At 50.9% G+C, this 18,694-nt stretch carries 21 protein-coding genes and 1 riboswitch; all 21 genes read right to left on the reverse strand.

Annotation, left to right across the window (positions count from 1 at the left end; all coding sequences use genetic code 11):
* On the reverse strand, window positions 1-355 hold a 355-nt coding region (locus DP091_RS17745), incomplete at its 3' end, for a hypothetical protein (protein ID WP_146747010.1).
* Window positions 356-677: 322 nt separating this feature from the next.
* A complete protein-coding gene (gene murA, locus DP091_RS17750) occupies window positions 678-2,024 on the reverse strand; it encodes a UDP-N-acetylglucosamine 1-carboxyvinyltransferase (protein ID WP_181469847.1) in 1,347 nt (448 codons plus the stop codon).
* Window positions 2,025-2,525: 501 nt separating this feature from the next.
* Complete coding sequence (locus tag DP091_RS17755; RefSeq protein WP_113059546.1) at window positions 2,526-2,780, reverse strand: DUF1146 family protein; 255 nt, start codon at window positions 2,778-2,780, stop codon at window positions 2,526-2,528.
* A 645-nt stretch (window positions 2,781-3,425) separates the two neighbouring features.
* Entirely contained in the window at window positions 3,426-3,830 is a 405-nt protein-coding gene (locus DP091_RS17760) for a F0F1 ATP synthase subunit epsilon (protein WP_100540954.1), read from the reverse strand.
* Between the two features lie 99 nt (window positions 3,831-3,929).
* Entirely contained in the window at window positions 3,930-5,330 is a 1,401-nt protein-coding gene (gene atpD, locus DP091_RS17765) for a F0F1 ATP synthase subunit beta (protein ID WP_071218873.1), read from the reverse strand.
* 119 nt (window positions 5,331-5,449) lie between these two features.
* Window positions 5,450-6,310: an ATP synthase F1 subunit gamma gene (atpG, locus tag DP091_RS17770; RefSeq protein ID WP_113059547.1), complete on the reverse strand. Its 861-nt coding sequence runs from the start codon at window positions 6,308-6,310 to the stop codon at window positions 5,450-5,452.
* A 186-nt stretch (window positions 6,311-6,496) separates the two neighbouring features.
* Window positions 6,497-8,011: a F0F1 ATP synthase subunit alpha gene (gene atpA, locus DP091_RS17775; RefSeq protein WP_113059548.1), complete on the reverse strand. Its 1,515-nt coding sequence runs from the start codon at window positions 8,009-8,011 to the stop codon at window positions 6,497-6,499.
* Window positions 8,012-8,029: 18 nt separating this feature from the next.
* Window positions 8,030-8,575, reverse strand: coding sequence for a F0F1 ATP synthase subunit delta (locus DP091_RS17780; RefSeq protein ID WP_113059549.1), 546 nt, complete (start codon window positions 8,573-8,575; stop codon window positions 8,030-8,032).
* Window positions 8,572-9,060, reverse strand: a complete 489-nt coding sequence (gene atpF / locus DP091_RS17785) for a F0F1 ATP synthase subunit B (protein ID WP_100540959.1) — start codon at window positions 9,058-9,060, stop codon at window positions 8,572-8,574. Before atpF ends, DP091_RS17780 begins: the two co-directional genes overlap by 4 nt.
* Window positions 9,061-9,154: 94 nt before the next feature.
* Entirely contained in the window at window positions 9,155-9,367 is a 213-nt protein-coding gene (gene atpE / locus DP091_RS17790) for a F0F1 ATP synthase subunit C (protein WP_007128780.1), read from the reverse strand.
* A 106-nt stretch (window positions 9,368-9,473) separates the two neighbouring features.
* Complete coding sequence (gene atpB, locus DP091_RS17795; protein WP_113059550.1) at window positions 9,474-10,235, reverse strand: F0F1 ATP synthase subunit A; 762 nt, start codon at window positions 10,233-10,235, stop codon at window positions 9,474-9,476.
* Between the two features lie 35 nt (window positions 10,236-10,270).
* The gene (locus DP091_RS17800) at window positions 10,271-10,648 is read right to left on the reverse strand and encodes an ATP synthase subunit I (protein ID WP_113059551.1); all 378 of its coding nucleotides are present in this window, start codon (window positions 10,646-10,648) and stop codon (window positions 10,271-10,273) included.
* Entirely contained in the window at window positions 10,645-10,875 is a 231-nt protein-coding gene (locus DP091_RS17805; RefSeq protein ID WP_076323976.1) for an AtpZ/AtpI family protein, read from the reverse strand. The genes DP091_RS17800 and DP091_RS17805 overlap by 4 nt, the downstream gene beginning before the upstream one ends.
* A gap of 175 nt (window positions 10,876-11,050) precedes the next feature.
* Window positions 11,051-12,208 carry a non-hydrolyzing UDP-N-acetylglucosamine 2-epimerase gene (wecB, locus tag DP091_RS17810; protein WP_113059552.1) on the reverse strand — a complete coding sequence of 386 codons (1,158 nt, stop codon included), beginning with the start codon at window positions 12,206-12,208 and terminating at the stop codon, window positions 11,051-11,053.
* 65 nt (window positions 12,209-12,273) lie between these two features.
* A complete protein-coding gene (gene upp / locus DP091_RS17815; protein WP_006213103.1) occupies window positions 12,274-12,903 on the reverse strand; it encodes a uracil phosphoribosyltransferase in 630 nt (209 codons plus the stop codon).
* A 344-nt stretch (window positions 12,904-13,247) separates the two neighbouring features.
* Complete coding sequence (locus DP091_RS17820; RefSeq protein WP_113059553.1) at window positions 13,248-14,498, reverse strand: serine hydroxymethyltransferase; 1,251 nt, start codon at window positions 14,496-14,498, stop codon at window positions 13,248-13,250.
* An 89-nt stretch (window positions 14,499-14,587) separates the two neighbouring features.
* The gene (locus DP091_RS17825; protein ID WP_113059554.1) at window positions 14,588-15,172 is read right to left on the reverse strand and encodes a TIGR01440 family protein; all 585 of its coding nucleotides are present in this window, start codon (window positions 15,170-15,172) and stop codon (window positions 14,588-14,590) included.
* Window positions 15,173-15,254: 82 nt separating this feature from the next.
* Window positions 15,255-15,719: a ribose 5-phosphate isomerase B gene (gene rpiB, locus DP091_RS17830; protein WP_113059555.1), complete on the reverse strand. Its 465-nt coding sequence runs from the start codon at window positions 15,717-15,719 to the stop codon at window positions 15,255-15,257.
* 114 nt (window positions 15,720-15,833) lie between these two features.
* Window positions 15,834-15,915: riboswitch (ZMP/ZTP riboswitch) on the reverse strand.
* Window positions 15,916-16,000: 85 nt separating this feature from the next.
* On the reverse strand, window positions 16,001-16,594 hold the full coding sequence (locus DP091_RS17835) for a low molecular weight protein arginine phosphatase (protein WP_113059556.1): 594 nt from the start codon (window positions 16,592-16,594) through the stop codon (window positions 16,001-16,003).
* A gap of 53 nt (window positions 16,595-16,647) precedes the next feature.
* A complete protein-coding gene (locus DP091_RS17840; protein ID WP_113059557.1) occupies window positions 16,648-17,211 on the reverse strand; it encodes a manganese efflux pump MntP in 564 nt (187 codons plus the stop codon).
* A gap of 82 nt (window positions 17,212-17,293) precedes the next feature.
* A complete protein-coding gene (locus DP091_RS17845) occupies window positions 17,294-18,439 on the reverse strand; it encodes an L-threonylcarbamoyladenylate synthase (RefSeq protein ID WP_258394604.1) in 1,146 nt (381 codons plus the stop codon).
* Window positions 18,440-18,694 lie beyond the last annotated feature (255 nt).

The following is an 18,694-nucleotide window of genomic DNA, read 5'->3' on the forward strand; positions in this document are numbered from 1 at the left end:
GCGCAGCGCCGTGCGCAGCCGCGCCAGCGGGGCTTCCGGGCGGCGGCGTATGAGCCGCCCGGGAGCTGTGGCCGGACTCGCCGAAGGCGTCCGGCGCTCTCCCCGGGCCGCGGTGCCCACGCGGCCCTTCCTGTATATCCTTTTTATCCGGGTTCGAAGCAAGGCTATGTTCTTCATTCGATCCGGCTTTCTTCTCACGTTTTCCGGGAAAGTCCCACTTCAATACGGGAGCAGCCGATCCCTCGGATGGCACCTGGTATGTTTGAGAATTCCCTTCTTTCCAATCGTCTTTTAAATCAATCGCTCGTTTTTTTCCTGCAGAGTTCACATTCACCCGAACCTTTGAATCTTTCATTGCACTTCCCTCCTGTGCCTTTTCCCCTGGTATATACTCTTGTACATGCTCCAACACGCTCTACTTATACTTATGAGACATAGGCATTTGATAGAACTATTCTAAGAGAAAGGACAAAGTCACAGGAATGAAAAACGCGGTCACCGACTGCAAGTTAGCTAGCAAAGAGTCTCCCATTCAACCGGAATCTCAACACAAGAGAACGAATGATAGCCGCTATGGTAATGCATTATAAAAAAGAAGGAGCTTCGCCATAATCGGCAAAGCTCCTTCTTCCATACTCTATTGTGGTCCATCCTGTATCGCCAGATCCACCGTGTGGTTACACCCAGGTAGGTTGAACTTTGAAAACTTTTGCGTCTTCTGTTTCGCCTGCCACTTTTTTCGAAACCTTCTCCGAACTCTGGTCCTCCGTCGAAATACGCCAGATATCCGCGCCAAGTCCAGACAGCTTTTCCGCTAAATGAACATAACCGCGATCGATATGCTGTACGCCGCCAACTTCGGTAGTCCCTTCCGAGACAAGCCCGGCTAAGATCAAGGCAGCCCCTGCACGCAGATCCGTTGCGGTTACTTTGGCTCCTTTAAGCTTAGCTCCGCCCGTAACGATCGCAGAACGTCCCTCAACCTTGATCTCCGCATTCATCAGCTGGAATTCATCCACATGCATAAACCGGTTCTCAAATACCGTTTCCGTAACCACACTTGTACCTTCGGAAACCAGCAAAAGCGCCATCATCTGGGACTGCATATCCGTTGGGAAGCCAGGATAAGGCAAGGTTTTCACATCAACCGACTTTAACGGTTTGTCAGCGATAACCCGAATCCCATTCTCGTCCGGTTCAATGGTAATCCCCATCTCTTCCATCTTGGAAATAACCGGTCCAAGGTGGTCCGCAATGGCTCCTTCCACATATACATCCCCGCCCGTGATCGCAGCTGCAGCCATGAAGGTGCCTGCTTCAATCCGGTCAGGAATCACGTTATGCTTGACGCCATGCATCTGTTCAACGCCTTCGATCCGAATCACACCCGTGCCCGCACCGCGAACTTTGGCACCCATCGCATTCAGGTAATTCGCTAAATCGACAATTTCCGGCTCTTTCGCCGCATTTTCGATCACCGTGATTCCTTCAGCCAATGTAGCAGCCATCATAATATTTTCAGTAGCACCTACGCTGGCTACGTCCAAATAGACCTTCGCCCCACGCAATCTGCCATTGCTTTTAGCTTCAATATATCCTTGTCCGAGGCTGATCTCTGCCCCGAGAGCTTCAAATCCCTTTAGGTGTTGATCAATGGGTCTTGTGCCGATAGCACATCCACCGGGAAGCGAAATCCGGGTTCGTCCACAACGAGCCAATAAAGGCCCCATGACCAGAAAAGACGCCCGCATCTTCCGAACCCATTCATAAGGCGCTTCACATGTCGTTATGTGCTCTGCATTCACACGTATCACTTCATCCTGATATGTAATGCCCGCACCAAGCGACTCCAATACTTTACTGATTGTAATTACATCGTCAAGAGGAGGCGCGTCAATAATAACACTTTCCCCAACTTCCCCTAGTAGAGAGGCAGCGATGATCGGAAGAACTGAATTTTTTGCTCCGCTGACTTTGACGCTTCCGGTCAGTCTTTTGCCACCGCGGACGATAAATTTGCTCATCATGGTTTCCCTCCGCGTCCATAATTTTCCTGATTGCGTGTGTTAGTGATTAGTTGTTGCTTATTCCCTAACTTTCATCTTAACATTAGAGATTTCCGCTAAACAAGCGATTTTCGAACTATTTATGACATCTGTTTCGGTGTCTACATCAGGTATCAGAAATCCATGATGCCACCTTATGAAGCATCTGTTATCCGCAGTATGGACCTACGAAAGGTACCATGACCGACCAGCACTTGTCAATGCATAACAATTACCGGGTGAACATTATAGTCCGGAAGTCATACCGTCCGCCCGATCAATTACTTATTTTAAGTGTTAACATAATAAAATGCGTTTATTCGACATCTTCTCTCCAAGCAACCTAACAGAGATATAACCATTCATGCCGCAATTAAAACAGACGAGTAAAATATCGTCAAACACATAACCATCATGCATCAAATGTTTGATTACTAGCTGTAGCACCTCGTGTTATGTATGACGCTCATTCACTAGCGTTTAAAACATATATCGGATCATTTGACTCCATGTAATATAGTCAATTAGGAATTCAGCCACGAATCGTCCAAGCACCACCGCCAGCAGCAAATGCAGCAGCTTTCCTTGCGGCCCTTTTGGATGACGGACAATCAAATCCAGCTTTAGTTGTTGTAATGCCCACCAAGTCAGTGCGATACAGATCAGCGAAACGACAATAGACAACAACCCGTTAACACCTACAGCACTGATTGAATTAGATAAGTCCTGGTTCATACTCCCTCCTCCTTCATAAATTATCCTGTCCTGTTCAGGACCGACTCTTCTATAATACTTGGCTGGAGGCTAAGAATCCAGCACTTTCTATACGACATTTCCTCGGAAATAATAAAGTTTATCGACAACTTCCCAAAACGATCATTTATGCGCTATTAGAGGAAGCCTTAATTTCCATTTATTACACTTGCAAAATACATCCAGTAGCCAGGATCATAGTATAGTTTTATATCTCGAACATCTATTTATACCGATGATATAACAAAAAAATACCCAGTCTTTGAAAAAATTAATGTCCTCAAACCTGGTATAGCAGAAATAGCTTCGCAAAAGATGAATATTTATGTATCAAAAATACCCATGACTGAGGTCCTTTCTATGAATAATCGATGGCTGTGGACCCAGTCACGCCACCAATCAAAGGTGTACACCATCGGCCCCATTGTCCCAATAGAATATCCATCAAGTATGTGATTTAGGGAGTGAGATAGCCATATAAGATTCCCCCTGCTCCTGTTATTTCTAGGTTATCCACCTAAAATCGAGCACTTTCATAACAAACATGGGTATTACACTCCTAGTAATAGAGCACAAAAAAAGACAGCTTGACTGTATTATTACAGCAAGCTGTCCTCGTTCACCTTATTAGTTCCGCGTCACTTTAATCCGGTTCATCGCTCTTTGCAGAGCCATTTCGGCGCGACGATGGTCAACTTCATCTTGTCTTCCCTTCGCATTCAGGCGGGTCTCCGCTCTTTCCTTTGCGGCTTCCGCACGCTCCAGATCGATTTCTTCCGCTTTCTCTGCGCTTTCCGCCAGGATGACAATCTTATCTTTGCGGACTTCGACGAAACCGCCTTGTACCGCAAACGGGGTTCTCTGGTTACCGATCTTCACATAAACTGGCGCTATCTGAAGCGGCGTAACAAAGGAAATATGACCAGGTAAAATGCCCAGCTCTCCCTCGACCCCACGCACCGTAACACTATTCACCTGCTCTGAGTAGACCAGGCGGTCCGGCGTTACGATTTCCAACAAAATGGTGCTCACTTCCATCCCTCCTCACCGTTTTCCGCAGAAAACTCGCGCAGCAGACCTGACAGACTCGCAAGAAGTACTGTTCTAGTCTGCCGATCACGGAGCGTCAGCTTACAATGTTTTTGCTTTTTCAACTGCCTCTTCAATCGTACCTACGAACAGGAAAGCCGCTTCCGGAAGGTGGTCATACTTGCCTTCCAGGATCTCTTTAAAGCTGCGTACGGTTTCTTTAACCGGTACATATTTACCCGGGATGCCGTTGAACTGCTCGGCAACGTGGAATGCTTGGGAAAGGAAACGCTGAACACGACGAGCACGTCCAACAATCGCTTTATCTTCCTCGCTCAGCTCATCCATACCGAGGATCGCAATAATATCTTGAAGCTCGTTATAACGAGCCAAAATCTTCTTAACGCCTTGAGCGACGTTATAGTGCTCTTCACCAACAATTTCCGGAGCCAAGATACGGGAACTGGATGCAAGCGGATCTACCGCAGGATAGATACCCATCTCGGAAATTTTACGCTCCAGGTTCGTCGTTGCATCCAAGTGAGCAAACGTTGTAGCCGGAGCCGGATCCGTATAGTCATCCGCCGGTACATAGATGGCCTGGATGGATGTAACGGATCCTTTTTTGGTAGAGGTAATCCGCTCTTGCAAGCGTCCCATTTCGGATGCCAGCGTTGGCTGGTAACCTACTGCGGAAGGCATACGGCCGAGAAGGGCGGATACTTCGGAACCCGCTTGAGTAAAGCGGAAGATGTTGTCGATAAAGAGAAGTACGTCTTTACCTTCTTGATCACGGAAATATTCCGCCATCGTCAAACCGGTCAACGCTACGCGAAGACGGGCACCCGGAGGCTCGTTCATTTGACCGAATACCATCGCGGTTTTGCTGATAACGCCGGAATCGCTCATCTCGTGGTAAAGGTCGTTCCCTTCACGAGTACGCTCCCCTACGCCGGCGAATACGGAAATACCGCCGTGTTCTTGGGCGATGTTGTTGATCAATTCCTGGATCGCAACGGTTTTACCTACGCCGGCACCACCAAAGAGACCGATCTTACCGCCTTTTTGGTATGGAGCAAGCAAGTCGATTACCTTAATACCCGTTTCAAGCATTTCCGCTTGCGTGGAGAGCTCATCATAAGCAGGAGCCTCACGGTGGATCGGGTTATTGATTTCGGATACTACGGCACCTGCATTATCGATCGGTTCACCCAATACGTTAAATACACGGCCAAGTGTAGCCGAACCTACAGGAACCGTAATCGGTCTGCCCAAATCCACGGCTTCGATTCCGCGAACGAGACCATCCGTGGATGACATCGCGATACAACGAACCAGATTATCACCCAAATGATTGGATACTTCCAAAGTCAAATCAACCGAGCGGCCGCCTTCCAGCGTTGCTTCAATCTTGACAGCATTAAAAATCTCGGGAAGATGACCGCGCTCAAATTCAATGTCAACTACAGCACCTGTAATGCTGACAACGCGTCCTTTTTTCATTGATTCGTTTTCCCTCCTACCCGCTCACCTCTAGCGGTGAACGATGATCGTAAAAGCGGCTTATTCATGACATGGCCGCATATCCGTAAAGTACTAAATTAAGAATTCAGAGCCTTGCACTATTGCTGAGCGTTTGCTCCGCCCACAATCTCGGAAATTTCCTGCGTAATGGCAGCCTGACGAGCACGGTTGTAAGTAAGGTTCAACTCGTTGATGATCTTGCTTGCATTCTTCGTTGCAGCTCCCATAGCAGTCATCTTCGCACCCAGCTCACTTGCCTTCGCATTCAGCATCGCACTGAAAATCAATGTTTCCGCATATTTCGGAAGCAATACCTCAAGCACGCCTTCAGGAGACGGTTCATACTCATAACCCGTCAGGTTCTCGGCGCTGCCAATGTTCTCCATCGGCAGAAGCTTGGAGATCTCCTGGAGCTGAGTCAAAGCATTCACGAATTGGTTATAGCACACATATAACTCATCGATCTGACCCAGCTCATATTGATGAACCGCCGCGTTAGCGATGGTCTTAATATCTGCGTAGGTCGGACTATCGGATAAATCGGTGAGTTCCTCAACAACCGGAAGTTCACGACGTCGGAAATAATCCCGTCCTTTACGTCCGATCACAAACAGGCAATACTCATCCTTGGACTTATGGCGTTCTGCGATGAAGTTCGATACTTTTCGCAAAATGTTCGAGTTTGATGCACCAGCAAGACCGCGGTCGGAAGTGATCACCAGATAACCGGTTTTCTTCACTTCACGCTTTTCCAGCATCGGATGGCTGATTCCCTTGGTTCCAGCAGCAATGCTGCCAACCACTTCTTTCAGCTTCTCGGAGTATGGAAGCGCGGAGGTTGCCTTCTCTTGAGCTCTTCTCAGCTTGGCGGCAGCAACCATTTCCATCGCCTTGGTGATCTGCCTTGTGTTCTGAACACTCTTGATCTGCCGCTTAATATCACGTAATCCTCTTGCCATGTTTTCACCACCTTAAAGCTTTGGCGAAGCCAAAGCTAACTTCGTACGCGTAGACTAAGCTTTGGCTAGGACCAAAGCCGTACCTTTTGTAAAAACCACTTTGATCACAGCCAAAGCTACATTCCATATGATGAAAGAGGATGCCGGGCTTACCCCGGCTCCCCTCCTATTACTTACCTGAGGAGCTTAAACCGAAGCGGCAAAGCCCTTCTTAAATTGATCGATTGCCGCTTTCAATGCGTTTTCGTTGTCGGACGTCAGATCCTTCGTATCCGTGATGGATTGAAGAATTTCCGGTTTATTGCTTTCAATAAACGAAAGGAACTCGCTCTCGAAACGACGCACGTCAGCAACCTCGATATCATCGATATATCCTTTAACGGCTGCGTACAAGCTAACCACCTGTTGTTCAACGGACAACGGCTGGTTTACACCCTGTTTCAGGATTTCCATCAATCTTGCACCACGGTTCAAACGAGCCAAGGTTGATTTGTCCAGATCCGATCCGAACTGGGAGAACGCCTGGAGCTCACGATATTGCGCGAGATCCAGCTTCATGCCGCCCGCAACCTTTTTCATCGCTTTGATCTGCGCGGAACCACCGACACGGGATACCGAAATACCGACGTTAATCGCTGGACGTTGACCGGAGTAGAACAACTCAGACTCCAGGAAGATCTGTCCATCCGTAATCGAAATTACGTTGGTTGGAATGTATGCAGATACGTCAGAAGCCTGTGTTTCAATAAATGGCAGTGCGGTTAATGAACCACCACCAAGCTCATCGTTCAGCTTCGCTGCACGTTCCAGCAAACGGGAGTGCAGGTAGAAAACGTCACCCGGATAAGCTTCCCGACCCGGAGGACGACGGAGGAGCAAGGACAACTCACGGTATGCAGCCGCTTGTTTCGACAAGTCATCATAGATGATGAGCGCATGCTCGCCCTTGTACATGAAGTACTCACCCATTGCGCAGCCTGCGTATGGAGCGATGTACTGGAGCGGAGCCGGCTCAGAAGCCGAAGCCGTAACAACAATCGTGTACTCCAGTGCGCCATGGCGACGAAGCGTTTCAACAACCTGTGCTACAGTGGATTGCTTTTGCCCGATAGCTACATAGATACATTTAACGCCGCTGCCTTTTTGGTTCAGGATCGTATCGATCGCAACGGTGGTTTTACCCGTTTGGCGGTCACCAATGATCAGTTCGCGCTGTCCGCGGCCGATAGGTACCATCGCATCGATCGCTTTAATACCTGTTTGCATTGGCTCATGAACGGATTTACGGTCAATAACGCCTGGTGCACTGCTCTCAACCGGACGGAACGCAGTCGCTTCGATTGGACCTTTGCCGTCCAGCGGCTGACCCAGCGGATTAACAACGCGTCCAAGCAGAGCTTCACCTACAGGAACCTCCATGATACGTCCCGTACGCTTTACCTGATCGCCTTCCTTGATTTCGGAGAATGGTCCCAGGATAACGACACCGACATTGCTCTCCTCAAGGTTCAGCGCCAGGCCGAACACGCCGTTCTGGAACTCCAAAAGTTCCCCGGACATCGCGTTCTCCAGGCCGTACACGCGAGCAATACCGTCACTTACTTGAATTACCGTACCTACTTCAGAGACAGTGATATCGGATTTATATTCTTCAATTTGACTTTTGATTAAAGTACTGATTTCTTCAGGTCTGATACTCAACGTTTTCACCCCTATCTACTATGCTCGTCTATTAAAAGACTTTTCAAGACGTTCCAGCTTCCCGGCAAGGCTTCCGTCATAAAGCTTGTCGCCAATAACGACTTTCAGGCCGCCGAGCAAACTCTCGTCCACAACATTGGTCACCCGGATATTCTGATGCGCTAGCTGTCCGAATTCCGATGCTACCTGTTCTTTTTCCTGATCGCTAAGCGGGTAGGTGGAGTATACAGTGGCGTCCGCCAATCCTAAGCTCGCACCTTGTATCTTCACATAACTGTTCAGCAGTTCAGCGAACATTTCTGTACGCCCTCTGTCGAGAAGCAATTCGATCGTGTTCAATACAGGCTGCGATACCTTCCCTGCCAACGCCTGGCTGATTACGTTCATCTTCACGGACTGGGGAATATTCGGCGTGGAGATGAATTTCTGGATGTCGGCATCGCCTTCAATGGCTTGCACAACCGCGCGCAATTCCTCTTCCACTTCCAGACCCTTCTGCTGCTGAGCCGCCACTTCGAACAGCGCCCGCGCATATCGCTTGGCTGCTACTGTATTTTGGCTCATGGTCTGCCTCCTACCTCTTTAAGGTATTGATCCACCAGTTCTTCTTGAGCTTTATCATTCTTTACTTCCCGTTCAATCAGCTTGGTAGCGATCTTCACGGAAACACTGCCGATTTCATTGCGAAGCTCTTCGACAGCTTTCTTCTTCTCATTCTCGATATCACGAACCGCCTCGGATTTCAGGCGAACCGCCTCTTCCTTAGCCTGTTCCATAATTTGCTCTGCTTGTTTGTTGCTAGTTTGTCTGGAACGCTCGATGATTTCGTGAGCATCTTGACGCGCTTGCTCCAGTGCCTTCTTCTGCTCTTCTACATAAGCAGTTGCCTGCTGACGAGTCTGTGCCGCTTCGTTCATCTGGCTCATTACCAGCTCACGACGCTGCTCCATGATGCCGAACAATTTGCTGAAAGCAAACTTCTGAAGCAAAAAGTAAAGAATAAGAAACGCAAGAATAGTGATTACCATATTTTCCCATAGAATTGTCATTGAGGTCACTCCTTTCCATCAACACGAAGTGCGGTGCTAACAAAACGAAGGCGCGGATGGCATCGGCCCTCCCCGCCAAACCGTTGTATTGTTATTAAGAGAACATGATCAAGAACGCGATAACAGTAGCCGCCAAAGGAATAACCTCTACGATACCAACACCGATAAACATCGTTGTTTGCAATTGACCACGTGCTTCTGGTTGACGAGCGATAGACTCAACTGTTCTGCTTACGATCATACCGTTACCCAAACCTGCGCCAAGGGCGCCCAGACCTACTGCAATAGCTGCTGCCAAAAATTCCATTGTTAAATATCCTCCTTAAAATTGTTTCAAAATTGAAATTTGGTGAAACTATAGAAAATATCTCTTTCGAAAAACACCGCTGTTACGGCGGATTCGTCCGAGTTGATCAATGCTCTTCGTGAATCGTAGTTTGCGAGATGTATACCATTGTCAAAATCGTAAAGATAAACGCCTGCAATGCACCAATGAAGATACTGAAACCTTGCCATGCGGCCATAAACGGAATGCCCCAGAAGCCGGTTTTCAGAATCACCGTGATCAGTACCTCGCCGGCAAAAATGTTGGCATAAAGCCGGATTGCCAGAGCGATAGGTTTTGCCAGGTTCTCAATGATATTGAGTGGCAAGAAGATCGGGAACGGTTCGATGTAATGCTTCAGGTAATGCTTGCGATTCAGCTTCAAGCCCAGATAGTTCATGAGCACGAACACAACGATCGCAAGACCGGCCGTAACGGAAATATCCGCTGTTGGCGACTTCCACCACAATACGTGGGCGTAGTGGCCATGTTCAAGTCCGAGCGTAGCCAGAATTGGCTGACCAAAGACTTCGAAGTTCTCCGGCAAGTCGGTGATAATTGAGAACGGCAGGCCCAGCAAGTTCGCTACAAAGATGAACAGGATGAGAGTAAGCCCCAATGATATGTAAGCTTTCCCTTTCTTCAGATCCATCGCACTCGCTACGACGCCTTGCACAAATTCCACTACCCATTCCATGAAGTTTTGCAGTTTGGAAGGGTTTTCGACAGATAGATTACGTACCGCCAGTCGACATAATACGAACACCACCACGCAGGTGACGAGAAGCATTAATACCGCTGAAAGGTCAATATTCAATCCGCCAAGTTTGATAATCGGTGAATCATGCATAAAATTGTTTTCACCCCTTTCCAAGTTAGCGCTGATCAATGATTGTTTCTCAAACTGAACACAATGCTGACAGGAATGGTCAACAATTGGGGTATGAACAGACCGGCAATTGCACCGCCGAGGGATACCTGTTCGAGTTTTACGGCGAAGATCACAATCAGAAGCCCGATGCACAATCTCGTAATGAAGCCAAAATTGTACTTTTTCGGTTCCGGATCGACAGCCAATTGCGCCAGCTTCTGCACTTTCATGGAGAGGAAGCGAACATTAAACAATCCCGCCGCCGTGCCCATGATCAACCCCATAAAAACCGGGCGAAATTCCGGATAGAGAGCCCATCCGAGAAACAAGGCAGACAATAAGAGTAAGGATACTCTAAATACAGCGTTCACAATGGAAGTCAAATCATTCACGCCTGCGCCCCCAGAAACTTTTTAATGAGAAGAGCGATATTCAAAATCCCTACAAAGAGCCCCGAAAGCGTACCAATGGCAAGCCACACTCTGGGCCCGTCCAAATGATTCATGAGCCATCGCCCGGTAAAAAAACCGATGAGAATGTAAGCGGCAAGCAAACCGCCCGCCCCGCTAATGTATAGCGCTATCAACCAAGGGTTATCTTGACTTTTCGGATTTTTCATATGAACCTCTAATCCCAACTCATTTTACTGAATATAACAAGAGTTTGTCAATGAATCGATTTGATGGATTTACCGTGTAAAATCGGCGTTTTGAGCAGTCTAAATTGCGCAAAACGCCGCGGTAACCGTACAGTTCAACTGTATGCTGTCCCCTTGCTCATCAGAATACGGTAAACTATACCTTTGTGAACATTCTGTGAAATTCCTCGGGGCGCTCTTTTCGGATGCCGAAATGGTGCAAAATCGCATTGACAATCCGCTGTGAAGCTTGTCCATCGCCATACGGATTAGCAGCTTTGCTCATCTTTTCGTAGAGCTCCTGATCGGTCAGAAGAACCTTAATGCGTTCATACACATTCTCCTCCTGGGTGCCTACCAGCTCCAGGGTACCGGCCTCAATGCCCTCCGGACGTTCGGTCGTATCCCGAAGCACCAGCGTCGGCACGCCGAATGACGGAGCTTCCTCCTGCATGCCGCCGGAATCCGTAATGATGAAATGCGTATGGGTGTAGATATTGTTCATATCCACGACATCCAGCGGATCAATCAGCTTGATGCGTGGATGATCTCCCAGAATGCGATGAGCCGGCTCTTTAACAGCTGGACTCGGATGTACAGGATATACGATGGCAATATCCTCAAATTCATCGGCAATGCGCTTTACCGCTTCAAATATTTGACGATGCGGCTCCCCTTGGGATTCGCGGCGGTGTGCTGTCATCAGGATCAAGCGTTTGCCCTTCGCCCAGTCCAGAACCGGATGGGTATAACCTTCACGCACCGTGTACTGGAATACATCGGTAGCCGTATTACCGGTTACATAAATGCGGGAATCCGGCTTGTTCTCCTTGCGGAGATTCTCGGCGGACCAGTCCGTCGGCGCAAAGTGAAGATCAGCAAGCACGCCGGTCAGTTGACGGTTCATCTCCTCCGGATAAGGATTCAGCTTGTTCCATGTGCGCAGACCCGCTTCCACATGACCGACCTGAATCTGCTGCAGAAAGGCTGCATAGCTGGCCAGGAACGTTGTCAGCGTATCGCCGTGCACCAATACAATATCCGGCTTGGCTTCACGCAGAACAGGCTCAAGACCCTCCAGGACGCGCACGGTGATCTCGTTGAGCGTCTGACGATCCTTCATGACATCCAAATCATAATCCGGAACAATCTTGAACACATCCAGCACCTGATCCAGCATTTGCCGATGCTGCGCAGTAACACAAACGACCGATTCGATATGCTCAGGGTGACGTTGAAGCTCTAGAATGAGCGGCGCCATCTTGATGGCTTCGGGGCGGACCCCAAATATCGTCATCACTTTCACTTTTGACATGTTTGAAAATACCCCTCTTTGCTTGTTTTCAAATATTCAAGACGTACGAGTGACCGGCTTGGCTCTTATTTCGTGCCGTACAGCCGATCCCCTGCATCACCAAGGCCCGGTACGATATAACCATGGTCGTTAAGACCTTCATCGAGAGCAGCAACATAAATGTCCACGTCCGGGTGGGCATCATGGACAGCCTTCACACCTTCCGGTGCAGCCACGAGGTTCATCATCTTGATCTGGGTACAGCCGCGTTTCTTCAGCACGTCGATCGCAGCGATAGCGGATCCGCCCGTCGCGAGCATCGGATCAATGACGATCAGTTCCCGTTCCGTCACATCGGTTGGAAGCTTCGTATAATATTCAACAGGCTGAAGCGTTTCAGGGTCACGGAACAACCCGACATGCCCTACCTTTGCCGCTGGTAGCAGCTTGACAACGCCGTCCAGCATGCCCAGACCGGCGCGCAGGATCGGAACCAAGCCGAGCATGCGGCCGGAAATGACTTTCCCTTGGGTTTCAGCGACCGGCGTCTGCACGGATATCGATTCAAGAGGAACCTCCCGCGTAATTTCATAAGCCATCAAAGTCGCGACTTCGTCTACCAATTCGCGAAAGTCTTTTGTGTTAGTCCGCATATCACGGATAAATGTAAGTTTGTGTTGAATCAACGGGTGATCACAAATCACCAATTTTCCCATGTCTGGTCCCTCCGGTTTGAGTACAAATGTTATTTCAATATGGGCGTAAATATTTGTGAGCTCCATAAATCCTGTCTATTATATCATTCCCTCTAGTCAATTGACACCTGCACGGGTCATGTTTTATTCCATGAGTTTTTGACCTTATAACGGAATCGGATCTTCTTCTGTCCTGAACCTAGGTTTTCCATTCTCGCCTATATTGATGCTAACCGCGAAAGGACCTGATTGGGAAAATGAGAGCATGGCAATCTGGCCAGAATGTTCATAGCGCCTAAAAAGGACCCCACCTGCATCAGGCGGGGTCCTCTTATCATAGGCTTCTTATGCGAAGGAAACTGTGATTAATATTTCATTTCAGCATAGAGAGGGTATTGATCGGTAAGCTCAGCCACCAAACGGCCTGCTTTTTCAAGCGTTGCCTCGTCTTTCGGCTGCTTCAAAGTCATGGCAATAATTTTCGCGATTTTCACCATCGCTTGTTCATCCATACCGCGGGAAGTAACCGCAGGGGTACCAATACGGATACCACTTGTTACGAACGGACTGGTCGGATCAAACGGGATGGCATTCTTGTTCACGGTAATCCCGATGGAGTCCAGAACCTTCTCCGCGTCTTTGCCGGTGATGTCCAGATTACGGGTATCCACCAGCATCAGGTGGTTATCGGTTCCGCCGGATACGATGTTCAGGCCTTCCTCGATCAGGGTATCGGCCAGCACTTTCGCGTTCTTCACGACATTCTCTGCATACGTCTTGAAAGACGGATCCAAGGCTTCGCCAAGCGCAACGGCTTTGGAAGCAATCACATGCATGAGCGGTCCGCCTTGGGAGCCGGGGAATACCGCTTTATCAATCGCTTGCGCCCAAGCTTTTTTGCACAGAATCATACCGCCGCGAGGTCCGCGAAGGGTCTTATGCGTCGTTGTCGTTACAAAATGGGCATGCGGAACCGGATTCGGATGAAGACCTGCCGCAACGAGTCCTGCAATATGAGCCATGTCCACCATGAACAACGCGCCTACGTCGTTCGCGATGGCAGCAAGCTTTTCAAAATCGATAATGCGAGGATAGGCACTTGCACCCGCGACGATCAGACGAGGGCGATGCTTGAATGCCGCTTTGCGGACTTCGTCGTAATCGATAAGGAACGTGTCTTCTTGCACGCCGTAGGCAACGAAATTGTACAGAAGGCCGGAAGCGTTAACCGGGCTTCCGTGAGTCAAATGGCCGCCGTGGGCCAGGTTCATGCCGAGCACGGTATCTCCAGGCTTCAGCGCTGCCAAATATACCGCCATGTTCGCTTGGGCACCGGAGTGCGGCTGAACGTTGGCATGCTCGGCTCCGAACAATTCTTTGGCGCGGTCACGGGCGATATCTTCCACGATATCCACACGCTCACAGCCACCGTAATAGCGTTTGCCAGGGTAGCCTTCCGCATATTTATTCGTCAGTACCGTCCCCATTGCTTCCATAACCGCTTCGCTGACAATATTCTCAGAGGCAATCAGCTCAATGTTGCTGCGTTGACGCTTCAGCTCCAAATCCATCGCTTCCAATACAGCCGGGTCACTCTTCCGCAAATGTTCCATCATGTTCATATCCTCCCAAATCAATCGTTATTTTTTCTTGCAAAATTAACACTACAAGTAGTCATCCTTAAAAAAGCGAGTTCTCAATCGAATCAATCGCACAGCGTGGAATCATCCCTCTGCTCGAGTCGGTACACCGCACGTTCTCCGCCGATCAGCTTGGGGCGAGTATAAGCCGCAGTAACACGCGCCTCCCCGATATAGCGCTCGGTCGGCCGGAACGGAACCGCCACTCTCCGCAAATGCATGCCGATCAGCGTCTCGCCGATATCAACACCGGCATGGGCTTCAATCGATTCCGCAAGGCAGGGCTCCTTCATGCTGCGGTAAGCTGCGGAAGCCATCGACCCGCCGGCACCCGGAATGGGAACTGCCGCCACTTCCGTCAAGCCCAGCCGCTCGAGCAGCTCGCGTTCCATCGCAAGCGCACGGTTCAGATGCTCACAGCATTGATAGGCCACCGCGAAACCGAATTCCGTTTGGACCTTGGCAATGCCCTGAAGGAGCTGCTGCGCCGTTTCAAGAGCGCCGCCCGTACCGATTCGACGCCCAACCACTTCACTGGTACTGGCTCCGATGACCAACACTTTACCCGGCCCTAAGACGGCCGCTTCGGCCAGTTCGCGGACAATACGCGCTGTCTGTTCGTTCAAGGAAACCTTGGAGATATCCGTCATGTCACAGTCCTCCCGATGATTTTTCACAGAAGATGCTTCAATCCCTTATCACGATAGCTGCAGCTGTATTACGCGCGTTCACTTATCGCGATTCATTCTTCAGGTAACGCTCCTCGATGGCCTTGATCTTGTTCACGCGGCCGACATGGCGCTCGCCATGACTGAAATCCGTCGTCAGCCATGCGCTGACGATTTCGCCAGCAAGTCCAGGACCGACGACACGCTCGCCCAGCGCAATCACGTTGCTGTCGTTATGCTCGCGCGTCGCTTTAGCTGAGAACACATCATGTGTCAGCGCGCAGCGAATGCCCGGCACCTTGTTGGCCGCAATGCTCATGCCGATCCCCGTACCGCAGATCAGGATGCCGCGGTCCGCTTCACCCGAGACGACCTTCTCGCACACCGGAAGGGCATAATCGGGATAATCCACGGAGTCGGAACAGCCGCAGCCCAGATCCTCCACCTCGTGTCCAAGACCCCGAATGACTTCCACGATTTCCTCTTTCAGACGAATGCCAGCATGATCCGTACCCAATGCAATTTTCATCTATCAAAAACCCCCTCGTATGTTCGCTTTTGCGTTTTAGCTTGTTCCATTATAACCCAAATCGGGCGCAAAAGACGAAAAAAGAGCAGTCGGCGCACGTATTGTGCTCCAAATGCTCTTTGCCCAGGCGACCGGCCGTATATTCCGATGCTCCATCGTGGTTTCATCCACTTCGTCGCCAGTTACACCGGATCATGTGTTTTTCAACTTCATCTTAAAGCAATACCATGCGAAAGGCAAGTGGCTTTTTAGCCCAATGGCAGGCTTCATATCACTAAAGGCTAGGTTAAGTTATGCCGATCCGCTTCGAGCTTGTCCAAAAGACGGAACAACGCCGTCCGTATCTCTGCGGCCGTGGCTTCATATTCCTCCCGCGAGCCCCCGAAAGGATCGGAGATATCGAAGCTCGGGATGCGTTGACGCAGCTCGATCAGACGCTCCCGGTCACGGTCGCTGACATCGTGGCCCAGAGACCTGGCCAGCTCAAGCGCTGCATACAGACTATCCTGCTCCCGCAGATCGTCCAGCACCCGGCGGTCATCCTCAACAAACTCTTTCAGCGTGTGCATCTTGTCCGCGGCGTACGGAAATTGCCTTATAGCATACTGCTTATGCGACTGGGTCAACGTCAGAATCAGGTCTGCCCACTCCACCAGATTCGCGGTCAACGGCTTGGACACCAAGCGTTCCTGGATATCCTGGTCTCGCAGTATGGATTCCGTATGATGGGACACCGGCATTCCGTCCACGGCCGAGACGCCGGCGGACTTCGTTTCCAGCGGAATGCCCCGTTGTTTGGCAAGCTTGCGCAGCATGCCTTCAGCCATTGGACTGCGGCAGGTGTTTCCCGTGCAGACAAACAATATATTTTTCACGGTCCGTTCCTCCCGTTCGTAGGTTCTTTGGGGTTATTGTAACAAATATTGCTTCAAAAAATAAACATGATGCCAAAGATAACCAAAATTAGTCCGCCGAGCATTTCGCCGTACTCCCCCAGCTTATTGCTTACCTGACGGCCAAGCAGCAAGCCGAGAATGGACAGCAAACCGCCCACCACCCCAAAGGAAGTCACGATAAACAGCACATCATCCACAAACATTCCGAGCGAAACGCCTACCGAGAAGGAGTCGATGCTGACGCTAAGCGAAAACAGCAGCATGCCTAAAAATGCGGTAGGTTGTATTCGCTGTCCTTCTCCGCCACGCCAGGCGTTATACATCATATGCCCGCCCAGCAAAAGCAGCAGCCCGCCGGCCGCAAGCCCTGTAACGTGGCCCAGTAACATGCCAACATAGCGGCCGGCAAATAAGCCCAGCAGCGGCATCAGCATATGAAACAATGCGATCATGAAGCTGATGCCCAGCATTTGGCCTAAGCGCATACCGCTTCTCAATCCAACACCGATTCCAAGCGAAAATGCGTCCAGTCCGAGAGCAACCGCCATCATTAGAATCGCCGCAAGCTGTCCCGATTGGACAGACGCCTCCAGCATGCCCATTCCCCCAAGTCCCATGGTCTTGTACACCATATGCGGACAAGGTGGAAATCATGCCAAAAGCGTTCATGCGGCAGCTTTAATTCACATCGATGATGTGGTGTCCCGCGGCCTTCAGCAGCCGGTTCATGATGGCTGCCCCGAGTCCTTGTTCCGGACATGCTTCGGCCAGGATGAAGGTGGCGCCTTCGTCATCGAACCGGCGCAAGCCGGCGTACAGCCGGCGGGCCGCTTCCTCCGGCGCGGCCAGGCTGCCGAGCGAGACGGCAACGTCCGCGCGGTAGTGACCGATGTGCTCGTCGAATGACAGCACGCCGGTCACCTCCCCGCGCCTGGCAGCCGCCTCAAGCTCGGCCGCGATGCGTGCCGACACCGCATCGGCACGCGGGCCCTGCACCACGCACATCGCACCCTTCGGTGCGTAGTGCGTGTACTTCATGCCCGGCGAGCGCGGCGCCGGGCTCTCCGCCTCCCCGGCGGCGCGGTGCAGCGCCGGGTCCATCCGCACGCTTGCCGCAACGGCGGCAAGCTGCTCGGCCGTGACGCCGCCCGGGCGGAGCACCGTGACGGCGCCGTCTTCCCCGACTTGCACCACCGTCGACTCGACGCCCACCCCGGCAGGGCCGCCGTCGAGGACGCCGTCGATCGCCCCGGCCAAATCCTCCAGGACATGGCTGGCCAGCGTCGGGCTTGGCCGACCGGATCGGTTCGCGCTCGGCGCAGCCAGCGGACGCCCGGCGGCGCTGATCAAAGCCAGCGCCACGTTGTGATCCGGCATCCGCACGGCAACGGTATCGAGCCCCGCCGTCACACGTGGGGATACAGCGCCCGGTTTAACGGGCAGCACCAGCGATAGCGGCCCAGGCCAGAACCTTGCCATCAGCGCCCTTTCCGTCTCATTCACATGACGGACCAAACCGTCAAGCTGAGTAAGCTCCGAAATATGCACGATCAATGGATTGTCCGACGGCCGGCCCTTCGCGGCAAACACACGCTCGACCGCTTCCGTGTTACCGGCATCTGCGCCAAGCCCGTAGACCGTTTCCGTCGGAAAAGCCACCGTTCCGCCCCGCTCCAGCACCTGCCCCGCTTCCTGCAGGGCCTGCTTCGCCTCCCTCTCCAAACTCAAGCTCTCCCTGGACAGCGAGTTCGATACATGCCATACCTGGGTTGAATTTGCAGCAGCCTGGCGGGAGCCGTTATCCTGCTGCTGACTAAGTTTCATGCCATTCCCGTTCTGTTCCATTCCTATCCCAAACTTTCTGTATATGAAATATATAAACTCCAACGCGTGTGTTGCTATGCCCCAAAATAAAAAGCGCTTTTCGTTCTTCAGTCCCGTGCCGGTTCCCACTCAAACCAGTCGCGCCAAAGAGAAAGCACTCTTCTAGGGTTGTTCAAAAAGTCCGCTTTTGATAAGAAAACCAATCGAGGTCAATTCAAGGACGAACGACCGCGATTTAAAGGTAGGTTTTCTTGC

It is taken from the genome of Paenibacillus sp. MDMC362 (genome assembly GCF_003269305.1).
Classification (GTDB): domain Bacteria; phylum Bacillota; class Bacilli; order Paenibacillales; family Paenibacillaceae; genus Paenibacillus_AQ.

What these genes read in the sequence shown, in the direction of transcription:
- rpiB (WP_113059555.1), bottom strand. Translation starts at nt 15,719, where the DNA reads ATGAAAATTGCATTGGGTACGGATCATGCTGGCATTCGTCTGAAAGAG.
- atpD (WP_071218873.1), bottom strand. Translation starts at nt 5,330, where the DNA reads ATGAAAAAAGGACGCGTTGTCAGCATTACAGGTGCTGTAGTTGACATT.
- atpG (WP_113059547.1), bottom strand. Translation starts at nt 6,310, where the DNA reads ATGGCAAGAGGATTACGTGATATTAAGCGGCAGATCAAGAGTGTTCAG.
- DP091_RS17820 (WP_113059553.1), bottom strand. Translation starts at nt 14,498, where the DNA reads ATGATGGAACATTTGCGGAAGAGTGACCCGGCTGTATTGGAAGCGATG.
- DP091_RS17825 (WP_113059554.1), bottom strand. Translation starts at nt 15,172, where the DNA reads ATGACGGATATCTCCAAGGTTTCCTTGAACGAACAGACAGCGCGTATT.
- DP091_RS17780 (WP_113059549.1), bottom strand. Translation starts at nt 8,575, where the DNA reads ATGAGCCAAAATACAGTAGCAGCCAAGCGATATGCGCGGGCGCTGTTC.
- atpF (WP_100540959.1), bottom strand. Translation starts at nt 9,060, where the DNA reads ATGACAATTCTATGGGAAAATATGGTAATCACTATTCTTGCGTTTCTT.
- DP091_RS17805 (WP_076323976.1), bottom strand. Translation starts at nt 10,875, where the DNA reads ATGAAAAATCCGAAAAGTCAAGATAACCCTTGGTTGATAGCGCTATAC.
- murA (WP_181469847.1), bottom strand. Translation starts at nt 2,024, where the DNA reads ATGAGCAAATTTATCGTCCGCGGTGGCAAAAGACTGACCGGAAGCGTC.
- wecB (WP_113059552.1), bottom strand. Translation starts at nt 12,208, where the DNA reads ATGTCAAAAGTGAAAGTGATGACGATATTTGGGGTCCGCCCCGAAGCC.
- atpE (WP_007128780.1), bottom strand. Translation starts at nt 9,367, where the DNA reads ATGGAATTTTTGGCAGCAGCTATTGCAGTAGGTCTGGGCGCCCTTGGC.
- DP091_RS17755 (WP_113059546.1), bottom strand. Translation starts at nt 2,780, where the DNA reads ATGAACCAGGACTTATCTAATTCAATCAGTGCTGTAGGTGTTAACGGG.
- DP091_RS17845 (WP_258394604.1), bottom strand. Translation starts at nt 18,439, where the DNA reads ATGAAACTTAGTCAGCAGCAGGATAACGGCTCCCGCCAGGCTGCTGCA.
- atpB (WP_113059550.1), bottom strand. Translation starts at nt 10,235, where the DNA reads ATGCATGATTCACCGATTATCAAACTTGGCGGATTGAATATTGACCTT.
- DP091_RS17840 (WP_113059557.1), bottom strand. Translation starts at nt 17,211, where the DNA reads ATGCTGGAGGCGTCTGTCCAATCGGGACAGCTTGCGGCGATTCTAATG.
- upp (WP_006213103.1), bottom strand. Translation starts at nt 12,903, where the DNA reads ATGGGAAAATTGGTGATTTGTGATCACCCGTTGATTCAACACAAACTT.